20 protein-coding genes and 1 pseudogene are annotated in these 22823 nt (G+C 69.3%); 7 read left to right on the plus strand and 14 right to left on the minus strand.

Features of this window, described 5'->3' with window-relative positions:
- The first annotated feature begins 74 nt into the window (after positions 1-74).
- Both ACF8LI_RS24435 and ACF8LI_RS24440 read left to right on the plus strand, forming a co-directional pair.
- Positions 75-1040, plus strand: a complete 966-nt coding sequence (locus ACF8LI_RS24435; RefSeq protein WP_392414437.1) for a 3-hydroxyacyl-CoA dehydrogenase family protein — start codon at positions 75-77, stop codon at positions 1038-1040.
- A 70-nt stretch (positions 1041-1110) separates the two neighbouring features.
- Positions 1111-1860 (plus strand): annotated as a pseudogene (locus ACF8LI_RS24440) (tripartite tricarboxylate transporter substrate-binding protein); the annotation flags it as partial.
- Positions 1861-1869: 9 nt separating this feature from the next.
- On the opposite strand, the gene ACF8LI_RS24445 reads toward ACF8LI_RS24440, so the two are convergent.
- The 5 genes from ACF8LI_RS24445 to ACF8LI_RS24465 all read right to left on the minus strand — a co-directional run bounded on the left by ACF8LI_RS24445 (position 1870) and on the right by ACF8LI_RS24465 (position 8174).
- Complete coding sequence (locus ACF8LI_RS24445; protein WP_392414438.1) at positions 1870-2790, minus strand: 2-hydroxyacid dehydrogenase; 921 nt, start codon at positions 2788-2790, stop codon at positions 1870-1872.
- A 70-nt stretch (positions 2791-2860) separates the two neighbouring features.
- Positions 2861-4879 carry an acetyl/propionyl/methylcrotonyl-CoA carboxylase subunit alpha gene (locus ACF8LI_RS24450; RefSeq protein ID WP_209671731.1) on the minus strand — a complete coding sequence of 673 codons (2019 nt, stop codon included), beginning with the start codon at positions 4877-4879 and terminating at the stop codon, positions 2861-2863.
- A gap of 51 nt (positions 4880-4930) precedes the next feature.
- Positions 4931-5680, minus strand: coding sequence for a DUF4126 domain-containing protein (locus tag ACF8LI_RS24455; RefSeq protein WP_034363214.1), 750 nt, complete (start codon positions 5678-5680; stop codon positions 4931-4933).
- A 66-nt stretch (positions 5681-5746) separates the two neighbouring features.
- Positions 5747-6532, minus strand: a complete 786-nt coding sequence (locus tag ACF8LI_RS24460; RefSeq protein ID WP_034363212.1) for an enoyl-CoA hydratase/isomerase family protein — start codon at positions 6530-6532, stop codon at positions 5747-5749.
- A gap of 34 nt (positions 6533-6566) precedes the next feature.
- The gene (locus ACF8LI_RS24465; protein ID WP_212644664.1) at positions 6567-8174 is read right to left on the minus strand and encodes a carboxyl transferase domain-containing protein; all 1608 of its coding nucleotides are present in this window, start codon (positions 8172-8174) and stop codon (positions 6567-6569) included.
- A gap of 92 nt (positions 8175-8266) precedes the next feature.
- On the opposite strand from ACF8LI_RS24465, the gene ACF8LI_RS24470 reads away from it, so the two are divergent.
- Positions 8267-10000, plus strand: a complete 1734-nt coding sequence (locus ACF8LI_RS24470; protein ID WP_016450031.1) for a Na+/H+ antiporter — start codon at positions 8267-8269, stop codon at positions 9998-10000.
- A gap of 44 nt (positions 10001-10044) precedes the next feature.
- On the opposite strand, the gene ACF8LI_RS24475 is transcribed toward ACF8LI_RS24470, so the two are convergent.
- Positions 10045-11763, minus strand: coding sequence for an AMP-binding protein (locus ACF8LI_RS24475; RefSeq protein ID WP_392414439.1), 1719 nt, complete (start codon positions 11761-11763; stop codon positions 10045-10047).
- Between the two features lie 136 nt (positions 11764-11899).
- Here ACF8LI_RS24475 and ACF8LI_RS24480 point away from each other — a divergent pair, with 136 nt between their 5' ends.
- The gene (locus ACF8LI_RS24480) at positions 11900-12976 is read left to right on the plus strand and encodes an AraC family transcriptional regulator (RefSeq protein WP_016450029.1); all 1077 of its coding nucleotides are present in this window, start codon (positions 11900-11902) and stop codon (positions 12974-12976) included.
- 75 nt (positions 12977-13051) lie between these two features.
- Entirely contained in the window at positions 13052-13717 is a 666-nt protein-coding gene (locus tag ACF8LI_RS24485; RefSeq protein ID WP_016452790.1) for a glutathione S-transferase family protein, read from the plus strand.
- A 7-nt stretch (positions 13718-13724) separates the two neighbouring features.
- On the opposite strand, the gene ACF8LI_RS24490 is transcribed toward ACF8LI_RS24485, so the two are convergent.
- A complete protein-coding gene (locus ACF8LI_RS24490; RefSeq protein WP_016450027.1) occupies positions 13725-14417 on the minus strand; it encodes an HAD family phosphatase in 693 nt (230 codons plus the stop codon).
- Between the two features lie 99 nt (positions 14418-14516).
- Positions 14517-15566 carry a hypothetical protein gene (locus ACF8LI_RS24495; protein ID WP_392414440.1) on the minus strand — a complete coding sequence of 350 codons (1050 nt, stop codon included), beginning with the start codon at positions 15564-15566 and terminating at the stop codon, positions 14517-14519.
- Positions 15567-15753: 187 nt separating this feature from the next.
- On the opposite strand from ACF8LI_RS24495, the gene ACF8LI_RS24500 reads away from it, so the two are divergent.
- Complete coding sequence (locus tag ACF8LI_RS24500; protein WP_126312715.1) at positions 15754-16491, plus strand: response regulator transcription factor; 738 nt, start codon at positions 15754-15756, stop codon at positions 16489-16491.
- Here ACF8LI_RS24500 and ACF8LI_RS24505 read toward each other — a convergent pair.
- Positions 16461-18332: a hybrid sensor histidine kinase/response regulator gene (locus ACF8LI_RS24505; RefSeq protein ID WP_212644660.1), complete on the minus strand. Its 1872-nt coding sequence runs from the start codon at positions 18330-18332 to the stop codon at positions 16461-16463. The two genes, ACF8LI_RS24500 and ACF8LI_RS24505, sit on opposite strands and share 31 nt — an antisense overlap.
- Positions 18316-18729 (minus strand): YchJ family protein, encoded by a 414-nt coding sequence (locus ACF8LI_RS24510; protein WP_016450023.1) that lies wholly within the window; start codon positions 18727-18729, stop codon positions 18316-18318. The genes ACF8LI_RS24505 and ACF8LI_RS24510 overlap by 17 nt, the downstream gene beginning before the upstream one ends.
- A 166-nt stretch (positions 18730-18895) precedes the next feature.
- Here ACF8LI_RS24510 and ACF8LI_RS24515 point away from each other — a divergent pair, with 166 nt between their 5' ends.
- Positions 18896-19393, plus strand: coding sequence for a DUF421 domain-containing protein (locus ACF8LI_RS24515; protein ID WP_016450022.1), 498 nt, complete (start codon positions 18896-18898; stop codon positions 19391-19393).
- A 2-nt stretch (positions 19394-19395) separates the two neighbouring features.
- On the opposite strand, the gene ACF8LI_RS24520 is transcribed toward ACF8LI_RS24515, so the two are convergent.
- The 4 genes from ACF8LI_RS24520 to ACF8LI_RS24535 form a co-directional block, all read right to left on the minus strand.
- Positions 19396-20187 carry an alpha/beta fold hydrolase gene (locus tag ACF8LI_RS24520; protein ID WP_016452796.1) on the minus strand — a complete coding sequence of 264 codons (792 nt, stop codon included), beginning with the start codon at positions 20185-20187 and terminating at the stop codon, positions 19396-19398.
- A 141-nt stretch (positions 20188-20328) separates the two neighbouring features.
- Entirely contained in the window at positions 20329-21459 is a 1131-nt protein-coding gene (locus ACF8LI_RS24525) for an acyl-CoA dehydrogenase family protein (protein WP_252652913.1), read from the minus strand.
- 48 nt (positions 21460-21507) lie between these two features.
- Positions 21508-22170, minus strand: coding sequence for an SDR family oxidoreductase (locus ACF8LI_RS24530; protein WP_017406485.1), 663 nt, complete (start codon positions 22168-22170; stop codon positions 21508-21510).
- Positions 22171-22198: 28 nt separating this feature from the next.
- On the minus strand, positions 22199-22822 hold the full coding sequence (locus tag ACF8LI_RS24535; RefSeq protein WP_016450018.1) for a pyridoxamine 5'-phosphate oxidase family protein: 624 nt from the start codon (positions 22820-22822) through the stop codon (positions 22199-22201).
- Between the last annotated feature and the right edge of the window lies 1 nt (position 22823).

Consider the following 22823-nt stretch of genomic DNA (forward strand, 5'->3'; position numbering starts at 1 on the left):
AAAAATGCGTCTTTACCGTTCAATGGCGGCTACCTAGACTGCGCCTCAAATCCATGAAATCAGCGGGAGACAGCATGCACAGCAGTTCGCCGCGCAACGCGCGCACGGTGGTCGTCGGGGGAGGCACCATGGGTGCCGATGTGGCCGTGGTCCTGGCCCGGGGCGGCGCCCTGGTGACCGTGGTCGACCCCGGCGCGGCACGGCGCGAGCTGCTGCTGCTGCAGCACATTGCCATCGAGCTGGCCACGGCCGGCTTCGCCCGGTGCGCGTCCCAGGTCTCGGTCTGCGCGGCGCTGGAGGATGTGGCCTGGGATGGCGTGGCCCTGGTGGTGGAATGCATCACCGAGCGGCTGGACGCCAAGCAGGCGCTGTTCGCCGAGCTGCAGGCGCATGCTCCGGCCGACGCCGTGCTGGCCAGCAACAGCTCGGGCTTTCCCATCAGCGCCATCGCCAGCGGCCTGCCCACGGCGCAGCGCATGCTGGGCCTGCACTTCTTCATGCCCGCCCACCTGGTGCCGCTGGTGGAGGTGGTGCTGGGAGAGCGCAGCGACCCGGCCCTGGGCCAGTGGCTGCACGCCTTCATGCGCGGCTGCGGCAGCGTGCCGGTGCTGGTGAAGAAGGACAAGCCCGGCTTTCTGGCCAACCGCATGCAGCATGCGCTGTCGCGCGAGGCCTTCGCCCTCATCGACGAGGGCATTGCCTCGCCCGAGGATGTGGATGCCGCCGTGCGCTTCGGTTTCGGCTTCCGCTTCCTGGCGGCCGGCCCCGTGCTGCAGCGCGACCATGCGGGCATCGAGGTGCATTGCGCAGCGGCCGCCACCATGTACCCCACGCTGTCCAACACCGATGTGCCGGCCCAGGCCCTGCGCGATCGCGTGGCACGGGGCGATCTGGGCATGAAGACCGGAAAGGGCTTCTTCGACTGGCCCGAGGAGCGCCGCCTGGCCGAGCGGGCCCGCTACGACGCGCTGCTGCGCCAGGGCCTGGCCCTGCTGGCCAGCGAGCTGCCGGTGCCGGAGCAGGCACAGGACACGCCATGAGCACGCCGGTCCCACGTCAAACACGTCGCAGTGGAACGACCCACTGATCATCACCGTGGCCCCCATCGGCGCCTACAAGCAGCCGGCCGACCACCAAGCCCTGCCGGTCACACCGCAGGCGCTGGCCGCCAGCGGCCCCATGGCCGTGAATTCCTCGCTGTACAAGAGCATGCCCTTCAACCCGCTCAAGGACCTGGAGCCCGTGGTGCAGCTGTCGGCCTTCCCGCTGGTGCTGGAAGTGCATCCCTCGCTGGGCGTCAAGACCGTGGCCGAGCTGCTGGCCCTGGCCAAAACGGGCAAGACACTGAGCTTTGCCTCGGCCGGCAACGGCACGCCCCAGCACCTGGCGGGCGAGCTGTTCAACTCCATGGAGCAAGTCAAGCTGGGCCATGTGCCCTACCGGGGTGCGGGACCGGCGCTCAACGACCTGATCGGCGGCCAGGTGGGCGTGATGTTCGACATCGTGGGCAGCTCGCTGCAGCACATCCAGGGCGGGCGCCTGATCCCGCTGGCCGTCACCTCGGCCGAGCGCACCAAGGTGCTGCCCGACGTGCCCACCATGGCCCAGGCCGGCGTGCCCGGCTACCAGATCACGGGCTGGCATGGCATTGCCGTGCGCGCGGGCACGCCGCCCGCTGCCATCGACAAACTCAATGCCACGGTCAACGCCGTCTTCAAGGACCCGGCCTTCCGCACGCGCTGGGAGGCCATAGGCACGCCGGCCGTGGGCGACACGGCGGCCGAATTCGGTGCCTTGATCAGGAGCGACTCCCAGCGCCTGGATGCGCTGGTGCGCAGCACCGGCGTGACGCTGGACTGAGCGCGCCCGTCAGTAGCCGCGCTGCAGGTCCACGCGGCCGCTCACGGCCTCGCCCCGGCTCAGCGCGGCGACCTTGCCCACGATCTGCTCCACGCTGTCGCGCGCCAGGGTGCGGGCCGAGGTGTGGGGCGTGAGCGTGATGCGCGGATGCCGCCAGAAGGCATGGCCGTCGGGCAGCGGCTCGGTGCGGAACACGTCGAGCAACGCGCCGGACACATGGCCCCCGTCGATGGCGGCGATGAGGTCCTCGTCCGCCACATGGCCGCCGCGTCCCACGTTGATCACATAGGCGCCCGGCTGCAGCAGGGCCAGGCTGCGCGCGTCGATGATGCTGTCGGTCTCGGGTGTCAGCGGCAGCAGGTTGACGAGGATGCGGGTGGCGCGCAGAAAGGCGTCGAAGTCCTGCGGGCCGCAGAAGCCCCGCACGCCGTCGATGGCATGCGGCGTACGGCTCCAGCCGTTGACGGGGAAATCGAACACCGTCAGCGCGCGCGCCACGCGCTCGCCCATGCAGCCCAGCCCCATGACGCCCACGGGGAAGTCCACGCGCCGAGGATTGGGCCGGTGCTGCCACAGGCCGGCGGCCATGTCTGCCTCGTAGCCGTCCAGGCCCCGGAAGAAGCGGATCACGGCCTGGCTGACGTATTCGGCCATCTGCACGGCCATGCCGGCGTCCTCCAGTCGGTAGACGGGCAGCCCGGCCGGCAGGCGCAGCGGCAGCAGCGCATCGACGCCGGCGCCGATGTTGAACAGGGCCTTGAGGCCCGGCTGCTCGTCGATGAAGCGCTGGGGTGGCGCCCAGACCAGAGCGTAGTCGGCCTGCGGCGCGCCCGGCGACCAGATGTCCACCTCGGCGCCCGGCAGGGCCGCGCGCAGTCCTTGCAGCCAGGCGTCGGGCCTGGTGTCTTCGCAGCAGAAAGTCACTCGCATAGGTGGCCAAGCCTAACGGCCTGGCGACGCCCACGCGCGACTTTTGCGCAAAACTGTCTTGTCTGCGGGCTCAGCTTTCCAGGCGCAGCAGCTCGGAGCCTTCGGTCACCTGGTCGCCGGGCGCATACAGCAGCTCGGCCACCACGCCGTCGCCGGGCGCGGCGATGGTGTGCTCCATCTTCATGGCCTCCATCACGGCCAGCGGCTGGCCCTTGCTGACCTTGTCGCCGGCCTTGACGGCAAAGGAGACCACCTTGCCCGGCATGGGCGCCGTCAGGCGGCCGCCTTCCGAATGCACATCGCCCGCATGGGCCAGCGGATCGGCCAGGCCCAGCACGGCCGCGCCCTGGGGAGCGAACACATGGCATTGCTCGCCCAGCACATGGACCTGGGCGCGCAGGCGCTGGCCCGCGAATTGCACGTCGAAGGCGCCGTCCCCGGCCTGTTGCCAGGACAGCAGGCCCTCGGCGAGGGACTCGCCCTCGCCCACGGCCAGTTGCAGCGCGCCGTCATGCAGGTAGCGCAGGCGCGCGGGCACGGCGGCCTCGCCCTGGCGGAAGTCCCAGCGCCGCTCGGCCACGCCGTGCGAGCGCCAGCCGTCGCGGCGGCTGAAGGGGTCGGCGGTTTCCTGCGCGCGCTCGGCCTGCAGTATCTGGGCCACGGCGGCGGCCACGGCCTGGGCCTGCGGCAGGCGCTGCTGGTGGAACAGATGCTGCTTCTCGCGCTCGATCAGCGCCGTGTCCAGCTTGGCGGTTGCAAAGGCATCGCTGGCGATGACCTGGCGCAGGAACTGCACATTGGTGGCCAGGCCCACGATGCGTGTCTCGGCCAGGGCGGCATCGAGCCGCGCCAGCGCCTGTTCGCGCGTGTCGCCATGCACGATGAGCTTGGCGATCATGGAGTCGTAGAAGGGGCTGATGGCATCGCCCTCGCGCACGCCGTCGTCCACCCGCACGTCGCCGACATGGAAGCTGGCGCAGTCGGGCTTGCGGTAGACATGCAGGGTGCCGGTGGCGGGCAGAAAGCCGTTGTCGGGGTTTTCTGCGCAGATGCGCGCCTCGATGGCATGGCCGGTGATGCGCAGCTCGTCCTGGCGCTTGGGCAGGGGCAGGCCGCTGGCCACGCGCAGCTGCCAGTCCACCAGGTCCTCGCCCGTGATGGCCTCGGTCACCGGGTGCTCGACCTGCAGGCGGGTGTTCATTTCCATGAAGTAGAACTTCATGGCCTCGGGCTGGTCGTAGCCGCCGGGCTGCTCGACGATGAATTCCACCGTGCCCGCGCCCACGTAGTTCACGGCCTGGGCGGCGGCCACGGCGGCCTCGCCCATCTTCTGGCGCAGCGCAGGCGTCATGCCGGGCGCGGGGGACTCCTCCAGCACCTTCTGGTGGCGGCGCTGGACCGAGCAGTCGCGCTCGAACAGGTAGACGCAGTTGCCCTGGGTGTCGCCAAAGACCTGGATTTCGATGTGGCGCGGGCGCAGCACGTATTTCTCGACCAGCACGGCGTCGTCGCCGAAGCTGTTGATGGCCTCGCGCTGGCAGCTGGCCAGGGCGGCGGCAAAGTCCTCGCTGCGCTCGACCAGGCGCATGCCCTTGCCGCCGCCGCCGGCGCTGGCCTTGATCAGCACGGGGTAGCCGATGCGGTCGGCCTCGCGCTGCAGCAGCTGCGGGTCCTGGTCGGCCCCGTGGTAGCCGGGCACCAGGGGCACGCCGGCCTTTTCCATGAGCTGCTTGGAGGCCGCCTTCAGGCCCATGGCGCGGATGGCCGAGGGCGGCGGGCCGATGAAGACCAGGCCGGCATCGGCGCAGGCCTGGGCGAATTCCTCGTTCTCGCTGAGAAAACCGTAGCCGGGGTGGATGGCCTGGGCGCCCGTGGCCTTGGCGGCCTCCAGGATGCGTTCCCAGCGCAGATAGCTGTCCTTGGGGGCGCTGCCGCCGATGTGCACGGCCTCGTCGCAGGCCTGCACATGCTTGGCGCGGGCATCGGCGTCCGAGTACACGGCCACGGTGCGCACGCCCATGCGGCGGGCGGAAGCCGCGACGCGGCAGGCGATTTCACCGCGGTTGGCGATCAGGATCTTCTTGAACATGCGTTATCTCCAGTGTTTTCTCTGCAGCCCCGGTCATTCGGCGACCGGCGGCTATGGTTTTTGATTCATCGCGGGAGACCCGCCGAACAGCGCGCGCAGGCGCTGCACCACGGCCTTGAGAAAGCGCCACAGCGCCCAGGTCAGCAGCCACAGCGCGATGACCACGACCAGCAGCACGGCGGCGAAGGCCAGCGGGTGCGTGAGCGCCAGCCAGATCGCGCCCACCGAGGCGCCGTCCTCCACCAGGCTGGCGCCCACGTTGGAAAACGGCTCGGGCGAGGTGTTGATGGCCGCGCGCGTCGTGCTTTTGGCCACCTGGCTGGACAGGGCCAGCGAGCCGCCCATCAGGGCCGCCATGGTGGCCATGGTCGCGCTGTCGGCGCCGAAGACGCCGGCCGCCAGCGCCGCGCCCGCCGGGATGCGGATCACGCTTTGCAGCAGGTCCCAGACCGAGTCCACCCCGGGGATTTTGTCGGCGAAGAACTCCACGAACAGCAGCGCTCCGCTGGCGAACAGCAGGGCCGGATGCTCCAGCACATGCAGCCCGCCCGGCAGCACCACCCAGCCCAGCGCCCCCAGCAGCCCGGTCACGAACACCACGGCGTAGAGCCGGAAACCGCTGGCCCAGCCCAGTGCGGCGGCCAGCGCCAGCAGGCCGGCCATGTCCATGCCGCTGGTGGCCTGGCCCACGCGCTCGGCCACTTCGCCAGCCGCCTCGCTGACCGTGTGGTGCACGGCCGGGCCCGGGTACAGGCCCACGGACTGCAGCCACTGGACGAGGGAGTCGGTCAGGGTGCTCATGGTGTTGGCTCGGCGTTGGCTCGGCGTTGCTCGGTGGTGGCGCGATGAATGGGCAGCCTGCGCGTGTCAGGCCAGCCAGGCCGGCTTGCGCTTTTGCAGGAAGGCCTGCACGCCCTCCTTGCCCTCGGCGCTGGCCCGGATGTCGGCGATGCCTTCGACGGTGGCGGCGATCAGCTGCTCGTTGATCTCGCGCTCGGCCACGTCGATCACCAGGCGCTTGCAGGCGCGGGCGGCGGCGGGACCGGCGCTGACCAGGTGCTTGAGCAGGCCGTCCACGGCGTTGTCCAGCTCTTCGGCGGGCACGACGCGGTGCACGAAGCCGATGCGCAGCGCCTCGGCCGCGTCGAAGCGCTCACCGGTCAGGAAGTAGCGGTGGGCGGCGCGCGCGCCCATGGCGCGGATCACGTAGGGGCTGATGGTGGCGGGGATGAGGCCGATCTTCACTTCGGACAGGCAAAAGCCCGCGCCCTCGGCGGCCACGGCCATGTCGCAGGCCGCGACCAGGCCCATGCCGCCCGCATAGACATCGCCCTGCACGCGCGCGATGGTGGGCTGCGGGCATTCGTAGATCACGCGCAGCATCTCGGCCAGCAGGCCGGCGTCCTCGCGGTTCTCGTCGCGCGAGTAGTCGGCCATGCGGCGCATCCAGTTGAGGTTGGCGCCTGCGCAAAAGGCCGGGCCCTCGGCGGCCAGCACCACGGCGCGCACGTCACTGCGCTTGCCCACGGCGTGGAAGGCGTGGGTAATGTCGGCAATGACCTCGTCGCTGAAGGCATTGCGCACTTCGGGCTGGGTCAGCGTGATGGTGGCCAGGGGGCCCTGGAATTCGAGGGTCAGTGCGGTGGTTTTCATGAAGTACCTCGCTGCAAGGAAAGGGAAGCCGCCGTCACATGCGGAACACGCCGAAGCGCGTGTCCGCTATGGGCGCGTTGCGCGTGGCCGCCAGGCCCAGCGCCAGCACGCGGCGCGTGTCGGCGGGGTCGATGACGCCATCGTCCCACAGGCGCGCCGTCGCGTAATAGGGGTGGCCCTGATCCTCGTACTGCTGGCGGATGGGGGCCTTGAAGGCCTCTTCCTCCTCGGCCGTCCACTGGCCGCCCTTGGCCTCGATGCCGTCGCGCTTGACGGTGGCCAGCACGCTGGCCGCCTGCTCGCCGCCCATGACCGAGATGCGCGCGTTGGGCCACATCCACAGGAAGCGTGGCGAGTAGGCGCGGCCGCACATGCCGTAGTTGCCCGCGCCGAAGGAGCCGCCGATGATGATGGTGAACTTCGGCACGGCCGCCGTGGCCACGGCCGTGACCAGCTTGGCGCCGTGGCGGGCAATGCCTTCGTTCTCGTACTTGCGGCCCACCATGAAACCCGTGATGTTCTGCAGGAAGACCAGCGGGATCTTGCGCTGGCAGCACAGCTCGATGAAGTGCGCGCCCTTGACGGCCGATTCGCTGAACAGGATGCCGTTGTTGGCGATGATGCCCACCTGCATGCCCTCGATGCGCGCAAAGCCGCAGACCAGGGTGGCGCCGAAGCGGGCCTTGAACTCGTCGAAGCGGCTGCCGTCCACCACGCGGGCGATGATCTCGCGCACGTCGAAGGGCTTGCGCGTGTCCACGGGGATCACGCCGTACAGCTCGCCGCCGTCGAACAGCGGCGCCTCGGGCGGCAGGTCGCCGGCCGCCGGCTGCTTGGCATGGTTGAGGTTGGCCACGGCCTGGCGCGCCAGCGCCAGCGCGTGGGTGTCGTTGTGGGCCAGGTGGTCGGCCACGCCCGACAGGCGCGTGTGCACGTCGCCGCCGCCCAGGTCCTCGGCGCTGACCACCTCGCCCGTGGCGGCCTTCACCAGCGGCGGGCCGCCCAGGAAGATGGTGCCCTGGTTCTTGACGATGATGGACTCGTCGCTCATGGCCGGCACATAGGCGCCGCCGGCCGTGCACGAGCCCATGACCACGGCGATCTGGGCAATGCCCTCGGCGCTCATGTTGGCCTGGTTGAAGAAGATGCGGCCGAAGTGCTCGCGGTCGGGGAACACATCGTCCTGGTTGGGCAGGTTGGCGCCGCCCGAGTCCACCAGGTAGATGCAGGGCAGGCGGTTCTGCGCGGCGATCTCCTGGGCGCGCAGGTGCTTCTTCACCGTCATCGGGTAGTAGGTGCCGCCCTTCACCGTGGCGTCGTTGCACACGATCATGCAGTCCACGCCGCTGACGCGCCCGATGCCGGCGATCAGGCCCGCGCCGGGTGCATCGTTGCGGTACATGTTGAGCGCAGCCAGCGGGGCGATCTCCAGGAAGGGCGTGCCCGGGTCCAGCAGCATGGCCACGCGGTCGCGCGGCAGCAGCTTGCCGCGCGCCACGTGCTTGGCGCGCGCGGCCTCGCCGCCGCCCTCGGCGACCTTGGCCACCTGGGCCTGCAGGTCCTCGACCACGGCGCGCATGGCCGCGGCATTGGCCAGGAAGTCCGCCGAACGCGGATTGAGTTGGGTGCCCAGAATGCTCATGTGTGGCCTCTTCTTGTGTTTGCCCGATGCGGGCGCTTGGTTTTTCCGAATGTCCTGCAAAGAACGGCGGTCCGGCCTGGGGAAAATGCCGTATGCACACCGTTGAAATCGTCTTGCTCGTCCTGCTGCTGGGAGCGCTGACGGGCATTGCCGCGCGCTACGTACGCGCCATCCCGCTGCCGCTGATCCAGATCACCCTGGGAGCGCTGATGGCCTGGCCGCAAAAGGGCCTGCACATCGCCTTCGATCCCGAGCTGTTCCTGCTGCTGTTCATCCCGCCGCTGCTGTTCGCCGACGGCTGGCGCATCCCCAAGCGCGAGTTCTTTGCGCTGTACCGCCCCATCCTGCGCCTGGCGCTGGGCCTGGTGCTGTTCACGGTGGTGGGGCTGGGCTGGCTGATCCACTGGCTGGTGCCCGGCATGCCGCTGACCGTGGCCTTTGCGCTGGCCGCCGTGGTCTCGCCCACCGATGCCGTGGCCGTCTCGGCCATCACGCGCAACCTGGGCATGCCCGAGAAGACCATGCACATCCTCGAGGGCGAGTCCCTGCTCAACGATGCCTCGGGCCTGGTGGCGCTGAAATTCGCCATCGCGGCCACGCTGACCGGCCTGTTCTCGTGGACCGAGGTGGCCAAGGATTTCATGTGGATGGCCCTGGGCGGCCTGGGCGTGGGCACGCTGATCGGCTGGGGCTTTTCCTATGCGCGCAGCACCATCACGCGCCGCCTGGGCGACGTGGCGGCCACGCAAATGGTGCTGCTGCTGATCCTGCTGCCCTTCGCCGCCTACATCGTGGGCGAAAAGATCGGCGTGTCGGGCATCCTGTCGGCCGTGGCCGCGGGCATTGCCACCAACTTCGCCGACCTGGAGCGCAGCAGCTACATCAGCGAGCGGCTGCAGACCGAGGGCACCTGGAGCATGGTGGAAGCCTCGTTCAACGGCGCCATCTTCCTGCTGCTGGGCCTGCAGCTGCCCTCCATCATCGGCGTGACGCTGCACGATGCGGGCAGCGAATGGTGGGTGCTGGTGGGCTATGTGGTGATCATCTCCAGCGCGCTGCTGCTGATGCGCTGGATCTGGCTGACCCTGGGCGTGCAGCGCAGCCTGGCTCGCGCCCACTTCCAGGGAAAGATGGCCGAGCGCCCCTCGCACCTGCTGAACCTGGCCACCACCATGGCCGGCATACGCGGCGCCGTGACGCTGGCCGGCGCGCTGTCCGTGCCCATGCTGCTGAACAACGGCCAGCCCTTCCCCGGCCGCGAGATGCTGGTCTTCCTGGCCACGGGCACCATCTTGTTCACCCTGGTGCTGGGCAGCATCGCCCTGCCGCTGATCCTGCGCCGCATGCCCCAGCCCGGCGAATCGCCCACGGTGCGCGAGGAGCGCCTGGCGCGCGTGGCCGCCTGCCAGTCCGCCATTGGCGGGCTGACGCTGAGCGAGGAAGAGATCCAGGGCCACACGCCCGAATGGGTGGCCATGCACCAGGAGGTCATGGGCCACCTGACGCAGGAGTACCGCAACCGCGTCCAGCTGCTGGACGACGGCAGCGGCACGGCCTCCAGCATCGAGATCCAGCGCGAGGCGCCCGAAGTCGTGCGCCAGCGCAAGCTGCGCTACCTGCTGGAGATCGAGCTGCGCCTGCGCTGCATCCACCAGGAGCGCGACGCGCTCTACGCCGAGCGCCAGGCCCACCGCATCAACGACGAGTCGCTGCGCCGCCTGGTCAGCGAGCTGGACATGCAGGAGATCTCGCTGCGCAAGCGCCTGGTCGTGGCGCGCCGCGCTGCAGCCTCGGCCATGGCCGCGCCCGAGGGCGGCACGCCCTAGGCGGCACGCGGTGGACAGCTGGCGGCAGCGCATGAAAGCAGCCCTCAGGCGGTCCTGGCCGGGCGCAGATCCAGCATGGCGATCATCTCGTCGCGGATCTTGAATTTCTGGATCTTGCCGGTCACCGTCATCGGGAAGGCCTCGACGAAGCGGATGTAGCGCGGCACCTTGTAGTGGGCGATCTGGCCCTTGCAGAAGTCGCGCACGCCGTCTTCGGTCAGCGTCTGGCCGGGCTTGACGATGATCCAGGCGCACAGCTCCTCGCCATAGCGCACGTCGGGCACGCCGACGACCTGCACGTCCTGCACCTGCGGATGGCGGTAGAGGAATTCCTCGATCTCGCGCGGGTAGATGTTCTCGCCGCCGCGGATCACCATGTCCTTGATGCGGCCGACGATGTTCACGTAGCCCTGCTCGTCCATGGTGGCCAGGTCGCCGGTGTGCATCCAGGCCTCGTCGTCGATGGCCTCGCGCGTGCGGGCCTCGTCCCCCCAGTAGCCGTGCATGACCGAGTAGCCGCGCGTGCACAGCTCGCCCGAGACGCCGGGCGCCACGACCTCGCCCGTGGCCGGATCGACGATCTTCACCTCCAGGTGCGGCTGCACCTTGCCCACGGTGGACACGCGGCGCTGAAGCGGCGTGTCGGCATCGCTCTGGCAGCTGACGGGGCTGGTCTCGGTCATGCCGTAGGCGATGGTGATCTCGGACAGATGCATGTCGCTGACCACGCGCTTCATCACCTCGATGGGGCAGGGCGAGCCGGCCATGATGCCGGTGCGCAGCGTGCTCAGGTCGAACTCCTTGAAGCGCGGGTGGTCCAGCTCGGCGATGAACATCGTGGGCACGCCGTGCAGGCCCGTGCAGCGCTCGGCCTGCACGGTCTCCAGCACCAGCAGCGGATCGAATCCGTCATTCGGGTAGACGATGGCCGAGCCATGCGTGAAGCAGGCCAGGTTGCCCAGCACCATGCCGAAGCAGTGGTACAGCGGCACGGGAATGCACAGCCGGTCCTCGGGCGTCAGCCGCATGCACTCGCCGATGAAAAAGCCGTTGTTCAGGATGTTGCGGTGGGTCAGCGTGGCGCCCTTGGGAAAGCCCGTGGTGCCGCTGGTGAACTGGATGTTGATGGGGTCGGTGTTCTTGAGCGTGGCGGCCACGGCGTCGATGCGCGCATCCTGCGCATCACCGCGCGCCAGCAGGCTGGAAAAGCGCAGCATGCCGGGCTGCTCTTTGCCCTGCCCTGCCACGTCGATCCAGACCACGCTGCGCAGCTGGGGCAGGCGCGCGCAATGCAGGCGGCCGGGCTCGGCCGTGGCCAGCTCGGGGGCCAGTTCGCGCAGCATGCCCAGGTAGTCGCTGGTCTTGAACTGCGCCATGGTCACCAGGGCCTTGCAGCCGACCTTGTTGAGCGCGTACTCCACCTCGGAGGTGCGGTAGGCCGGGTTGATGTTGACCAGCACCAGGCCGACCTGGGCCGTGGCCAGCTGCATCAGCACCCATTCGGCGTTGTTGTGCGACCAGATGCCGACGCGGTCGCCCTTTTCCAGCCCCAGGCCCAGCAGCGCGCTGGCCAGGCGGCGCGCCTCGGTGTGCAGGCCGGCATAGCTGTAGCGCAGGCCCTGGTGGCGGCTGACCAGGGCCTCGCGATCGGGCTGGCGGGCCGCCATGTCGGCAAAGAAATCGCCGATGGTCTGCTCGATCAGCGGCACATCGGTGCGGCCTTGGGCATGGCTGGAAGCGAGCGGGGCGTTCTGGGCGGGCATGCGTTGTCTCCTGTGTCGTCGGCGGCGCCTGGGACGGGCAAATGCAGTGGCCTGCCCCGTCACGGCAGCTATTGCGTGGCAGCATAAGGGCCAACCCCGAGCAGAACAGGCCACGAAGGTTGCAATAATTGCCAGCATGTTCACCCCCTCGCTGGTCAAGACCCCCCTGCCCCAGGCGGCCGCCACCATGGCCTCCGCACACCCTGCAGTCACGCCCATGGCCTTTGTGCAGGCCATTATGCTGGCCTACGAACGCCGGGGCATCAGCGCCCTGTCCGCCCTGGAGAAGGCACAAATCGCGCCAGACTCCGTCAAAGAGCGCAACGAGTGCATCACGGCGCTGCAGATGGAGGCACTGTCCGATGCCGCCATGCGCGAACTCGACGACGAGGCCCTGGGCTGGTTCTCCCGGCGCCTGCCCTGGGGCAGCTACGGCATGCTGGCACGCGCCAGCATGGGCAGCGAGCAGCTGGGCCTGGCACTGGCGCGCTGGTGCCGCCACCATGGCCTGCTGGCCGACGACATCCGCCTCACGCTGACGCAGGAAGACGGCTTGGCCACGCTGGCCATCGAGGAGCTGTCCACGCTGGGCGCCATGCGCGAGTTCTGCCTGCTGTCGGTGCTGCGCAATATCCACGGCCTGGCCAGCTGGTTCATCGATGAGCCGCTGCCGCTGCGGCGTGCCTGCTTTCCCTTCGATCCCCCGCCGCATGCGGGCGTGTATGCGCTGCTTTTCCCGCCGGGCGAGGTGGAGTTTGGCGCGGCCCGGGCCTGCCTCCAGTTCGACGCGCGTTTTCTGGATATGCCGCTGACGCGCGACGAGCCCGCGCTGCAGCGCATGCTGCAGCGCGCCCTGCCGCTGCAGGTGCGCCCCTACCGGCGCGAGCGCCAGCTGGTGCAGCGCGTGCGCCAGCTGCTGGCGGCCGACGCCGAATGCCTGCAGACGGCCGACACGCTGGCGCGCCAGCTGCACCTGTCCCAGCGCAGCCTGCATCGCCAGCTCAAGGAAGAAGGCGCCTCGCTGCAGGCGCTCAAGGACGAGGTGCGGCGCGAGCGGGCCGTGGCCCTGCTGCTGCGCACCAGCCGGCCCATCAAGCGCATCGCCCAGTCCTGCGGGTTTCTCAACGACAAGAGCTTCATCCGCGCCTTCCGGCTGTGGACGGGGCTGTCACCCTCCGAATTCCGCAAGAGCGCACGAGCCCGGCCCGAGTGAGGGCCGCGCGCATCCTGGCGCGATTTGCATCCTGCGCGACTGCCGCCGTCAGCGCATCTGGCCTAGGCTTTGCGCATGCACCATCTCCACCATTGCGTCAGCGCGCGCTCCTTCCGCGCGCTGTGGATGCTCGAAGAACTGCAGCTTCCCTACACGCTGCACATGCTGCCGTTTCCGCCGCGCGTGCTGCAGCGCAGCTACCTGGAACTCAACCCGCTGGGCACGGTGCCGCTGCTGCGCCACGGCGAGGCCAGGCTGACCGAGTCAGCCGCCATCTGCGAATACCTGGCCGCCCTGCACCCCGGGGCGGGCCTGTCCGTGCAGCCGCAGGAGGCAGACTTCGCCGCCTACCTCAACTGGCTGCACATGAGCGATGCCACGCTGACCTTCCCGCAGACCCTGGTGCTGCGCTACACCCACTTCGAGCCAGCCGAACGGCGCCAGCCCCAGGTGGCCCAGGACTACCAGCGCTGGTTCCTTGCGCGGCTGCGCGCGGTGGAGCAGGCCGTGGAACAGCGCCACTGGCTCGCGGCAGACCGCTTCACCGCTGCCGACGTGGCCGTGGGCTATGCGCTGATGCTGTCGGCGCACCTGGAGATGGAGCCGCAATGGGGGCCTGCCACCCAGGCCTACTGGCAGCGCCTGCAGCAGCGGCCCGCCTTCCAGCGGGCGCTGCAGGCCGAGCAGCAGGCCGCGCGTGCGCAGGCCGTGGACGAGACGCCTTCGCCGCAGCTGCGCTAGGGCCGGCTCAAGCGCTGGCGCTGGCCTGCCCGATGGCGCGCAGCATGGCCGGCAGCTCGCCCATGTCGCCGAATACGCAGCTGGCGCCGGCCTCGAGCAGTTGCTCGGCCGATGCGTGGCCCTGGTCGGCCGGGAAGTAGCCCCAGACCGTGGCGCCTGCGGCCACGCCGGCGGTGACGCCGGTCACCGTGTCCTCGATGACCAGGCAGCGCGCCGGCTCCACGCCCAGTGCGGCGGCGGCTGCCAGGTACACATCGGGAAAGGGCTTGCTGCGCGGCAGCTCATGGCCGCTGAAGACGCGGCCCTCGAAATACGGGGCCATGCCGACCTGGGCCAGCTGCATCTCCACCTTGGCGCGGTCCGCGCCCGAGGCGCAGGCGATGCGGCCAGCGCACAGCGCATGGGATTGGCTGACGGCGGACAGCGCGCCGTCAATGGCCACCAGCTCGGCGCGCAGCGCGGCGTTGCGGCGCTCGTAGAAGGCGGCCATCCATGCGTCGGTCAGCGGCTTGCCGGTGCGCGCCTCGATCAGCGCGGCCTGGCTGCGCACGGTCTTGCCGATGAATTCGCGCAGGCATTCCTCGGTGCTGATGGGCCAGCCCGATTCATTGAGCATGGTGCACAGCACGCGGTTGGTGATGGATTCACTGTCGACGAGCACGCCGTCACAGTCGAAGAGCACGGCCTCGAAAGCAGTCATGGATGGATTCTCGAAACAAACTGAGCAAGGGCGCCCTGGGGCGCCCTTGCTGCGGAAAATGGCCGGATTATGCGCCGGCCGCGCATGCCTGTGCCCTGCTCAGGGGAAGGAGGCACCGGCCAGCGGATGCACCATGCGGCGGACGTTGCGCACCGAGATGGAATGGAACTGGCCATCGTCGGTGACCACGTCGCCGAAGGCGAAGAAGCCTTCGGCCGCATTGCGGTTGAACTGCTCCAGGCGCTGCGCGAGGCTCGCGCTTTGGGACACCGGTTCGACGCGGTACTCGATGGCGCCCTGCTGGTCGCCGCTCTTTTCGTACAGCTGCACGCCTTCGGTATTGCCGCGCAGCACCAGGGCGCCGCGCAGCAGGTGGCCCTTGGCACCCATCTCGTCCAGGCGCTGCTTCAGCGCCGTGCCGTTGGCCATGCCGAAGGGCGCGGCCAATGCGAACACCGCGTACTCGAAGGCCGGCGCCTTGGAGTCCTTGACGTAGAGGTTGAACATCTCGTTGCCCGAGATCAGCGGGCCCATGTAGCGGAAACCCCGGCCGCTCATCTCGGCCAGTTGCTGCGTGAAGCCGGACGTGTCCAGCGCACCCACGGCGGGGCGCGTCTCGTAGCTGTAGGTGGCTGCGGCGCTGCTGCTGCGCACATAGAGGTTGCGCAGGTCCTGCGTGCTGCTGGGGAACGCCATGCCGGACTTGTACAGGTAGCCTTGCGCACCCTGTGCGTTGAGCTGGGCCACCAGGGCCGAGACGCCCGCCACGTCCGGCACCATGCGGTAGTCCAGGCGCGTGCCGGTGTGGGCCGTGTCGGTGACGTAGAAGTCACCGATGGGAACGGGGAAGGCGGTACCGCCCGAGGCCAGGCTGTAGGTGAAGGCATAGCCCTGCGCCCCCAGCGCGTTCATGGCGGACAGGGCCGCGTCGAAGTTCTCCGCACCGTTCTCCATGCGGTACTGGCCGGTCACCGGCGTGGGCGTGCCGCCGGGGTTGCCGGGCGTACCGGGGTTGCCAGGATTTCCGCCATTGCCGGGATCTCCGCCGCCCGGTTCTCCCAATCCACCACCACCGCCGCCGCCACAGGCGGCCAGGGTTCCCAGAAGCATCAATGCCGCGCTGCGGCGCGTGAGCTGTACCATCTTCATGACTATCTCCCCTTCTCGTTGAATACATGCCCGTTCCATGCGGAATCTCAGGGCATCGGCGGCGATTTTGGGGAGTTGGCCGACATCCGGTCACCCCCCGGCCGGGGGGTAATCGTTACGATGTGCGCAAGGTGTATCCGGGCGCGCCCTGGCGCTCCAGCCCTTTCGACATGCCTTCGCGCGGACCATGCACAGCCATTCCCTCCTGACCGATTCCTCCTGTCTCCAATCGGGGCGCTATGCCCTGGTGATCGACGACCACCCGCTGACGGCCATGGGCGTGTCCGAGTTCCTGAAACAATTCGGCCTGTCCGAAGTCCATGCCGTGGCCGATGCGGGCGAAGGCCTGCAGTGCATGGCCGGCAGGGGATCGCCACATCTGGCCATCGTGGATTTCTGGCTGGGTGCCAGCGCAGGCACGGACGTGGTGCGCGAAATCCGCACGCTGGCGCCCGCCTGCCGCGTGCTCATGACCAGCGGCGACACGCATGGCGCGATTGCCCTGAAGGCACGCGCGGCCGGGGCCCATGGCTTTGTGCTCAAGTCGCAGCCGCCGCAGGTGCTGCAGCAGGCCGTGGCGGCCCTGCTGCGCGGCGAGACCTGGTTCCCCGCCGCCCCGCTGGCGCCGCAGCCGCCGGGCGGCGCCCATGCCATCCGCATGACGGCGGCCGAGCTGGGCCTCACCCCGCGCCAGGCCCAGGTGCTGGACCTGGTGCTGCGCGGCCTGCCCAATCCCAGCATTGCCCGGTTGCTGCACCTGTCGCCGCACACGGTCAAGGAGCATGTGGCAGGCGCCCTGCAGCGCCTGGGCGTGCACAGCCGCATCGACGCCATCACGCGCATGCAGGGCATTGCGCTGGAGCTGCCGCCCTCCGTACCGCCGACCGATACGGTTCAGGCGCCGGCCACGGCCAGCCTGCGCTGAAGCAGGGCCAGCAGCGCCAGCGGATCCACGGGCTTGCGCAGCAGCAGATAGCCCAGTTCCTGCGCCTGCTGCTCCAGCGCAGCGGAAGGGTCGCCGCTGAGCAGGGCACCGGCCGCCTGCGGCGATTGCGCCAGCACGTTCTGCAGCAGCGCAAAGCCGTTCTCGCCCTGGGCCAGCTGGTGGTCGCACAGCACGAAATCGGGATGCTGCCCCGCCGCCAGCCAGGCCTGCGCCTCGCGGCCCGAAGCCGCCACGTCCACGGTCAGCCCCCAGCCGCGCAGCAGGCCGGCCAGGGCCTGTGCCACCTGCACATCGTCATCGACCACCCAGCACCTGCCCTGCAGCAGGGGGCGGCCTGGCGGATTCGCGGCAGCCTCGGCCCCTGCCCCTGCCTGCGCCTGCGCGTGCCCCAGAGGCAGGTCCGCTTGCACGCTCAGGCTGGGCGACAGCTGCAGCCAGAAGCACGAACCCCGTCCCGGCGTGGACAGCAGACCATGCTCCACGCCCATGCGGCGCGCCGCTGCGGCCACCACGGCCAGGCCCAGGCCCTGGCTGCTCACGCCGGGCAGGTGCTCGGCCGCAGGCTGGGCCGCGCGCCGGGCCGCCTGGCCGGAACGCGCGCGAAAGTGCGGTGCGAAGACATGGGGCCGGTCTTCGGCCGCAATGCCCAGGCCGGTATCCCAGACCTCGATGCGCCAGCCCCCGCCGTGCACGCGGGCGGCCAGCAGCACGCCGCCGCGCTGGGTGTAGCGCAGGGCGTTGTGCAGCAGGTTGAACACCATCTGGCGCAGCAGGGCCTCGTCGGCACGCACCAGGCTATCCATGCCGCGCGCCACGCGCCAGCGCAGCACCAGCCCGCGCTGGCGGGCCTCGGCCGCGAACAGGCGCGTGGCATCGCCCAGCAGAATGCGCAGGTCCATCACCTGGGCGCGCAGCTCCCAGGTGCCGTTCTCCAGCCGCGACAGGTCCAGCAGGTCGTTGCACATGGTGCCCAGCGACTGGGCACAGGCCTGGGCATCGTCAAGCACGCCCGCCAGTGCGCCGTCGGCATTGCGCTGGCGGGCGGTCTCCACCAGCAGGCCCAGGGCATGCAGGGGCTGGCGCAGGTCATGGCTGGCAGCCGACAGGAAGCGGCTCTTGGCCTCCAGCGCCTGTTCGGCCTGCTCCTTGGCCGCCAGGTAGCGCTCGGCCAGCAGCTGGCGGTCACGCTCCTGCGCCCATTGCTGCTGCATGAGCTGGCGCGCCCCCCAGGCATGGCGCGCGATGGTGGCGCCATACAGCATGAGCAGCGGCAGCAGGTACAGGCCCCTGTTCGGGAAGTACCAGACCACGGCCAGCAGCATGGCGCCGTACAGCACGCCGAAGAAGCGCTTGAACACGGCAGCCGCCGGCGCCAGGAAGGTGGCGGCCGAGGCCACGACGCCGCACAGCACCAGGTAGATGAAAAGCCGGAATTCATGGCCGCTGCCATGGGTCAGCGGTATGGCCAGCGCCCAGGAGCCGGCGTTGAGCAAGGCCATGCGGCCCATCACGCGCTCCCAGCGCTGCAGCCGCGCTGGCAACTCGGCCGAGGGCACGGCAGCGCCCAGGTCCCGACGCAACTGGCGCCGCAAACCAACGAAGACGCAGGCCATGAGCGCCATGCCCAGCCACCACAGCAGCAGCGGCACCTGGAAGGCACCCGTTTCGTGCCGCTGCAGCCAGACCACGATGCCGGGGATGATGAGGGCCGCCGCCTCGGACGAGCCCCGCGATGCGATGGACAGCAGCAGCCGCTGGCGCTGCTGCAGCTTCCACAGCGGCTCCGCAGGGCCGCCGCCGTGTTCAGAACTGGTCGCCATCCACGTAGAACCAGCGCCCGCCTTCGCGCACGAAGCGGCTGCGCTCATGCAGGCGCACGGCGCGGCCCGCCACGCGGTAGCGCGCGACGAATTCCACCTCGGCGCGGTCCTCGCCGGTGCTTCGGAAGTCCTTGACCGCCAGCCCCAGCCAGCGCGCCGAGGGCTCGAAGTCCAGCGTGGCGGGCCGCTGGCTGGCGTGCCAGGTGGCCAGCAGGTAGGCGGCGTCCTCACGCACGAAGGCGCTGTAGCGCGAGCGCATCAAGGCCTGGGCATCGGGTGCGGGGCAGTCGTCGAAATGGTCCAGGTAGCGGCCGCAGCAGGCATCGAAGGCCAGGGACCGGCCCTTGGCATCGTGCTGGCCACAGGGACAGGCTGGGGAGGTGGCGGCCGCGCTCATAGCGGCTGGCCCTGCGGAACTCGCGAAACTTGCGGAACCTGGGAGAGGACGGCGGGGGAGCAGAAGTGCATGTCAGTCACGGCCGCCTTGCTGCGACCGGGTTCTTGATGGAGGACAGGCGGGCCATGATACTGACCGCGGGCCCTCGGGCCTGTAAGGAGAGCCCATGTTTTCAATGTCGGTCCCGTGGTGGGAGTTCGTGGTGCGCGGCGTGGCCGTCTACCTGTTCTTGCTGGTGTTCCTTCGGCTGACGGGGCGGCGCCAGACGGGGCAGTACGCGCCCTTTGACCTGGTGCTGCTGCTCATCCTGTCGAATGCGGTGCAGAACTCCATGAATGCCGGGGACAACTCGCTGATCGGCGGCATGATCTCGGCCTCCACGCTGATCCTGTGCCATCTGCTGCTGTCCTGGCTGACTTTCCGTTTTCCCGCGCTGGAGCGGCTCATCGACGGCAAGGCCCAGGCCCTGATCACGGACGGCCACCTGAACAAGGATCTGATGCGCGAGGAACGCATCACGCGCGACGATATCGAGGCCGCGCTGCGTGCGGGCGGCTGCCTGCACCTCAGAGAGGTGGAGCGCGCCACGCTGGAGACCGACGGCAGCATCACCGTCGTCCTGCGCCGCCGCGACAGCGAGAACGACGGCGATCCGCCGGTCTGAGCCTAGTCGAGCTGCTCCAGGAAGCGCTCGATGGCCAGGTTCACGGGCTGCGGATGCGTGAGGTTGGCCGCATGGCCGGCCCCCGGCACCTCCACCCACTGCGCCCTGGGCAAGGCCTTGGCCATGGCGCGTGCACGGTCGAGCGTGATGGCGATGTCGTCCGTGCCATGGATGACCAGTGCCGGTACGTGGATGTCGGGCAGTCGCGGGCTGATGTCATCGCGCTGGGCCAGCGCCAGAAAGCTCTGCCCCAGGTTGATGGGCGTGGCCTTCTTCCATTTGGCGCGCCAGGCGGCCGCGCCGCTCCAGCCCTGGCCCAGGATGGTGCGCTCCACCGTGGCCGCCATGTCGTCGCTGAGGCCATGCTCCATCCAGGCGCGCAGCAACGCCTCGTGGTGGGGCATCTGCTCGGGGTCTTCCAGCATGGCCTGGGTGTCGATCAGCACCAGCGCACGCACGACCTCGGGATGGATGAGCGCACAGCGCAGCGACAGATAGCCGCCCTGCGACATGCCCACCAGCACCGCGCGCTCCACGCCCAGGTGCGCCAGCAGGGCGGCCAGGTCGTCGGCCGAGTCGTAGTAGTCAAAGGGAGCGCAATGCGCGGGGTCCGCCGTCTGGCCATGGCCACGCTCGTCCCAGCTGATGCAGCGATAGCGATCCTGCAGCGCCTGGACCTGGGGAGCGAACATGGTGTGGTCCATGAGCAGTCCATGCGAAAACACCAGGACCGGGCCGCGCCCGCCCGTGTCCTCGTAGTAAAGGTTCTGGCCGTTGACGGAAGCAATGGGCATGTCGGGATCTCCTGCGAAGGTGGTCACAAACCTGCCGGAGTCCGGTGCCCGCCTCTCCCGGGCGCCGTCCCGGCGACGCTCCATGCTAAGCCCTGCGGGTGACGGGGCCATCCGGCCCGACCCGCAGCATAGTGAGGGGCCTCAGGCCAGGGCGCGCTGGATGAGAATTTTCTGCACGTCGCTCGTTCCCTCGTAGATCTGGCACACGCGCACGTCGCGGTAGATGCGCTCGACGGGAAAATCGTTGACCACGCCATAGCCGCCCAGGGTCTGGATGGCTGCGCTGCACACGCGCTCGGCCATCTCGCTGGCGAACAGCTTGGCCATGGCCGCTTCCTTCAGGCAGGGCAGGCCGGCATCGCGCAGGCTGGCCGCATGCCAGATCAGCTGGCGCGCGGCCTCGATCTGCGTGGCGCAGTCGGCCAGGCGAAAGCCCACGGCCTGGTGGTTGAAGATGGGCTGGCCGAAGCTCTCGCGCTCCTTGGAGTACTGCAGCGCGCATTCAAAGGCCGCACGCGCCATGCCCACGCTTTGCGCGGCAATGCCGATGCGCCCGCCCTCCAGCGCCGACAGCGCAATCTTGTAGCCCTCGCCCTCGGCACCGATGAGGTTGGCGACGGGGATTCGGCAGCCCTCGAACTGGATCTGGGCCGTGTCCGAACTGTGCTGGCCCAGCTTGTCCTCCAGCCGCAGCACCTGGTAGCCGGGTGCGGAGGTGGGCACGATGAAGGCGCTCATGCCGCGCTTGCCGGCCGCCTTGTCGGTGACGGCGATGACGATGGCCACGTCGCCGTTCTTGCCGCTGGTGATGAACTGCTTGACGCCGTTGATCACGTAGTCGTTGCCGTCGCGGGTGGCCGTGGTGCGCAGCGCCGAGGCGTCCGAGCCCACATGCGGCTCGGTCAGGCAGAAGGCGCCCAGCATCTCGCCGCGCGCCAGCGGCGCCAGCCATTGCTGCTTTTGCGCCTCGCTGCCGTAGCGCATGAGGATGGCGTTGACGGGGCAGTTGGTGACGCTGATCACCGTGCTGGTGCCGCCGTCGCCGGCTGCGATTTCCTCCAGCACCAGGGCCAGGCTCAGGTAGTCAAGGCCGGCGCCGCCGTATTCCTCGGGCACGCAGATGCCGTAGGCACCCAGCGCCGCCAGGCCCTGGTGCACGTTCTTGGGAAAGTGGTGCTCCTTGTCCCAGCGTGCGGCATGGGGCGTGATTTCGGTGCGCACGAAGTCGCGCACCGCGTCACGGATCATTTCCTGGTCTGCGTTGAGCAGCATGTCTTGTCTCCTGATTCCTTGTTTCGTTGTTCGTTGTCCCGGCCGCAGCTACCAGGCGATGCGCTGCCCGTCGTGGCGCAGCATGCGGCCCCGATCAGCCGGCGTGACGCCGGCCAGGGTGCGGACCAGACCCTGCACGCTTTGCTCCACGGTGAAGGTGGCGGACTCGCCGCCCATGTCGGTCTGCACCCAGCCCGGGTCCAGCGCGACCACGGTGGCGCCGGGCCATTGCGGCTGGGCGCTGGCCACGACCATGTTGAGAGCGGCCTTGCTGACGCGGTAGAGCCAGGCGTCGGATTCGGCGCCGGCCAGCAGCGACATCTCGCTGGAGAACAGGCCGAACACGCCGCCCGCCGCCTCGACCATCGGCGCCACCTGGGGCAGCACCTGCATGGCGCCCAGCACATTGGTGTGCATGACGCGGTCGAACTGCTCGCGCGTGGGCGGCGTGGCCGAGCTGTGGGCATCCCACACTCCGGCCACGTACAGCGCCAGCTCGATCTTCTCGCCATCGAGCTGCCAGGCCAGGCCGCTGACGCTGGCCGGATCGGCCACATCCACCAGCAGCACCTTGGCGCCCGTGGCTTCGACGCGCTCGCGATCGGCCTCGCTGCGCACCGTGGCGACCACGCTGCGGCCCTGGGCCGCATAGGCCTCTACCAAGGCAAAACCGAGCCCGCGCGAGGCTCCCAACACCAGAGTGACTGCCATGTCTTTCGACCTTTCAAATGGAATGCGGTCAGCGGCCCTGCTCGCCCGCGATCTGTTTTTCGTAGCGCTCGACCATGGCCTCCTGCGTCTCGGTGGGCGCAGGCAGGCCGATCTGCTGGTGGACCATCTGGTTCACCGACGGCATGACGTTGCGCGGCACCTGGGACTCGGGCTTCCAGAGCCGGGCGCGCATGAGGGCCTTGGCGCAGTGCAGATAGGCCTCCTGCACCTGGATCTCCAGAACGATCTTGGGCCGGAAGCCTTCGTTGGCGAACAGCGCCGTGTAGTGGGCCTCGTCGCGCAGCCTGGCCACGCCGTTGACGCGCAGCGTCTCGTCGAAGCCCGGCACCATGAACAGCAGGCCGATGCGCGGATCGGCGATCAGGTTGCTGAAGCTGTCCAGGCGGTTGTTGCCGCCCGAGTCGGGGATCAGCAGTGTCTGGTTGTCGGGCGCCTTGATGAAGCCCGGCTTTCCGCCGCGCGGCGAGGCATCCATCAGCGAGCCCGCCGCGCCCCCCGTGGCCACGATGCACAGCGGCGACAGCGCGATGAAGCGCAGGCAATGCCGGTCCAGGTCCACCTGCTGCTTGAGCAAGGCCCTTTCGGCCGGCATGGCATACAGGCTGCGCAACTGTTCTTCGCTGGTGATCATG

The sequence above is a fragment of the Delftia sp. WSY_12 genome (genome assembly GCF_043104645.1).
Classification (GTDB): domain Bacteria; phylum Pseudomonadota; class Gammaproteobacteria; order Burkholderiales; family Burkholderiaceae_C; genus Comamonas; species Comamonas tsuruhatensis.

What these genes read in the sequence shown, in the direction of transcription:
- ACF8LI_RS24435 (WP_392414437.1), top strand. Translation starts at nt 75, where the DNA reads ATGCACAGCAGTTCGCCGCGCAACGCGCGCACGGTGGTCGTCGGGGGA.
- ACF8LI_RS24445 (WP_392414438.1), bottom strand. Translation starts at nt 2,790, where the DNA reads ATGCGAGTGACTTTCTGCTGCGAAGACACCAGGCCCGACGCCTGGCTG.
- ACF8LI_RS24450 (WP_209671731.1), bottom strand. Translation starts at nt 4,879, where the DNA reads ATGTTCAAGAAGATCCTGATCGCCAACCGCGGTGAAATCGCCTGCCGC.
- ACF8LI_RS24455 (WP_034363214.1), bottom strand. Translation starts at nt 5,680, where the DNA reads ATGAGCACCCTGACCGACTCCCTCGTCCAGTGGCTGCAGTCCGTGGGC.
- ACF8LI_RS24460 (WP_034363212.1), bottom strand. Translation starts at nt 6,532, where the DNA reads ATGAAAACCACCGCACTGACCCTCGAATTCCAGGGCCCCCTGGCCACC.
- ACF8LI_RS24465 (WP_212644664.1), bottom strand. Translation starts at nt 8,174, where the DNA reads ATGAGCATTCTGGGCACCCAACTCAATCCGCGTTCGGCGGACTTCCTG.
- ACF8LI_RS24470 (WP_016450031.1), top strand. Translation starts at nt 8,267, where the DNA reads ATGCACACCGTTGAAATCGTCTTGCTCGTCCTGCTGCTGGGAGCGCTG.
- ACF8LI_RS24475 (WP_392414439.1), bottom strand. Translation starts at nt 11,763, where the DNA reads ATGCCCGCCCAGAACGCCCCGCTCGCTTCCAGCCATGCCCAAGGCCGC.
- ACF8LI_RS24480 (WP_016450029.1), top strand. Translation starts at nt 11,900, where the DNA reads ATGTTCACCCCCTCGCTGGTCAAGACCCCCCTGCCCCAGGCGGCCGCC.
- ACF8LI_RS24485 (WP_016452790.1), top strand. Translation starts at nt 13,052, where the DNA reads ATGCACCATCTCCACCATTGCGTCAGCGCGCGCTCCTTCCGCGCGCTG.
- ACF8LI_RS24490 (WP_016450027.1), bottom strand. Translation starts at nt 14,417, where the DNA reads ATGACTGCTTTCGAGGCCGTGCTCTTCGACTGTGACGGCGTGCTCGTC.
- ACF8LI_RS24495 (WP_392414440.1), bottom strand. Translation starts at nt 15,566, where the DNA reads ATGAAGATGGTACAGCTCACGCGCCGCAGCGCGGCATTGATGCTTCTG.
- ACF8LI_RS24500 (WP_126312715.1), top strand. Translation starts at nt 15,754, where the DNA reads ATGCACAGCCATTCCCTCCTGACCGATTCCTCCTGTCTCCAATCGGGG.
- ACF8LI_RS24505 (WP_212644660.1), bottom strand. Translation starts at nt 18,332, where the DNA reads ATGGCGACCAGTTCTGAACACGGCGGCGGCCCTGCGGAGCCGCTGTGG.
- ACF8LI_RS24510 (WP_016450023.1), bottom strand. Translation starts at nt 18,729, where the DNA reads ATGAGCGCGGCCGCCACCTCCCCAGCCTGTCCCTGTGGCCAGCACGAT.
- ACF8LI_RS24515 (WP_016450022.1), top strand. Translation starts at nt 18,896, where the DNA reads ATGTTTTCAATGTCGGTCCCGTGGTGGGAGTTCGTGGTGCGCGGCGTG.
- ACF8LI_RS24520 (WP_016452796.1), bottom strand. Translation starts at nt 20,187, where the DNA reads ATGCCCATTGCTTCCGTCAACGGCCAGAACCTTTACTACGAGGACACG.
- ACF8LI_RS24525 (WP_252652913.1), bottom strand. Translation starts at nt 21,459, where the DNA reads ATGCTGCTCAACGCAGACCAGGAAATGATCCGTGACGCGGTGCGCGAC.
- ACF8LI_RS24530 (WP_017406485.1), bottom strand. Translation starts at nt 22,170, where the DNA reads ATGGCAGTCACTCTGGTGTTGGGAGCCTCGCGCGGGCTCGGTTTTGCC.
- ACF8LI_RS24535 (WP_016450018.1), bottom strand. Translation starts at nt 22,822, where the DNA reads ATGATCACCAGCGAAGAACAGTTGCGCAGCCTGTATGCCATGCCGGCC.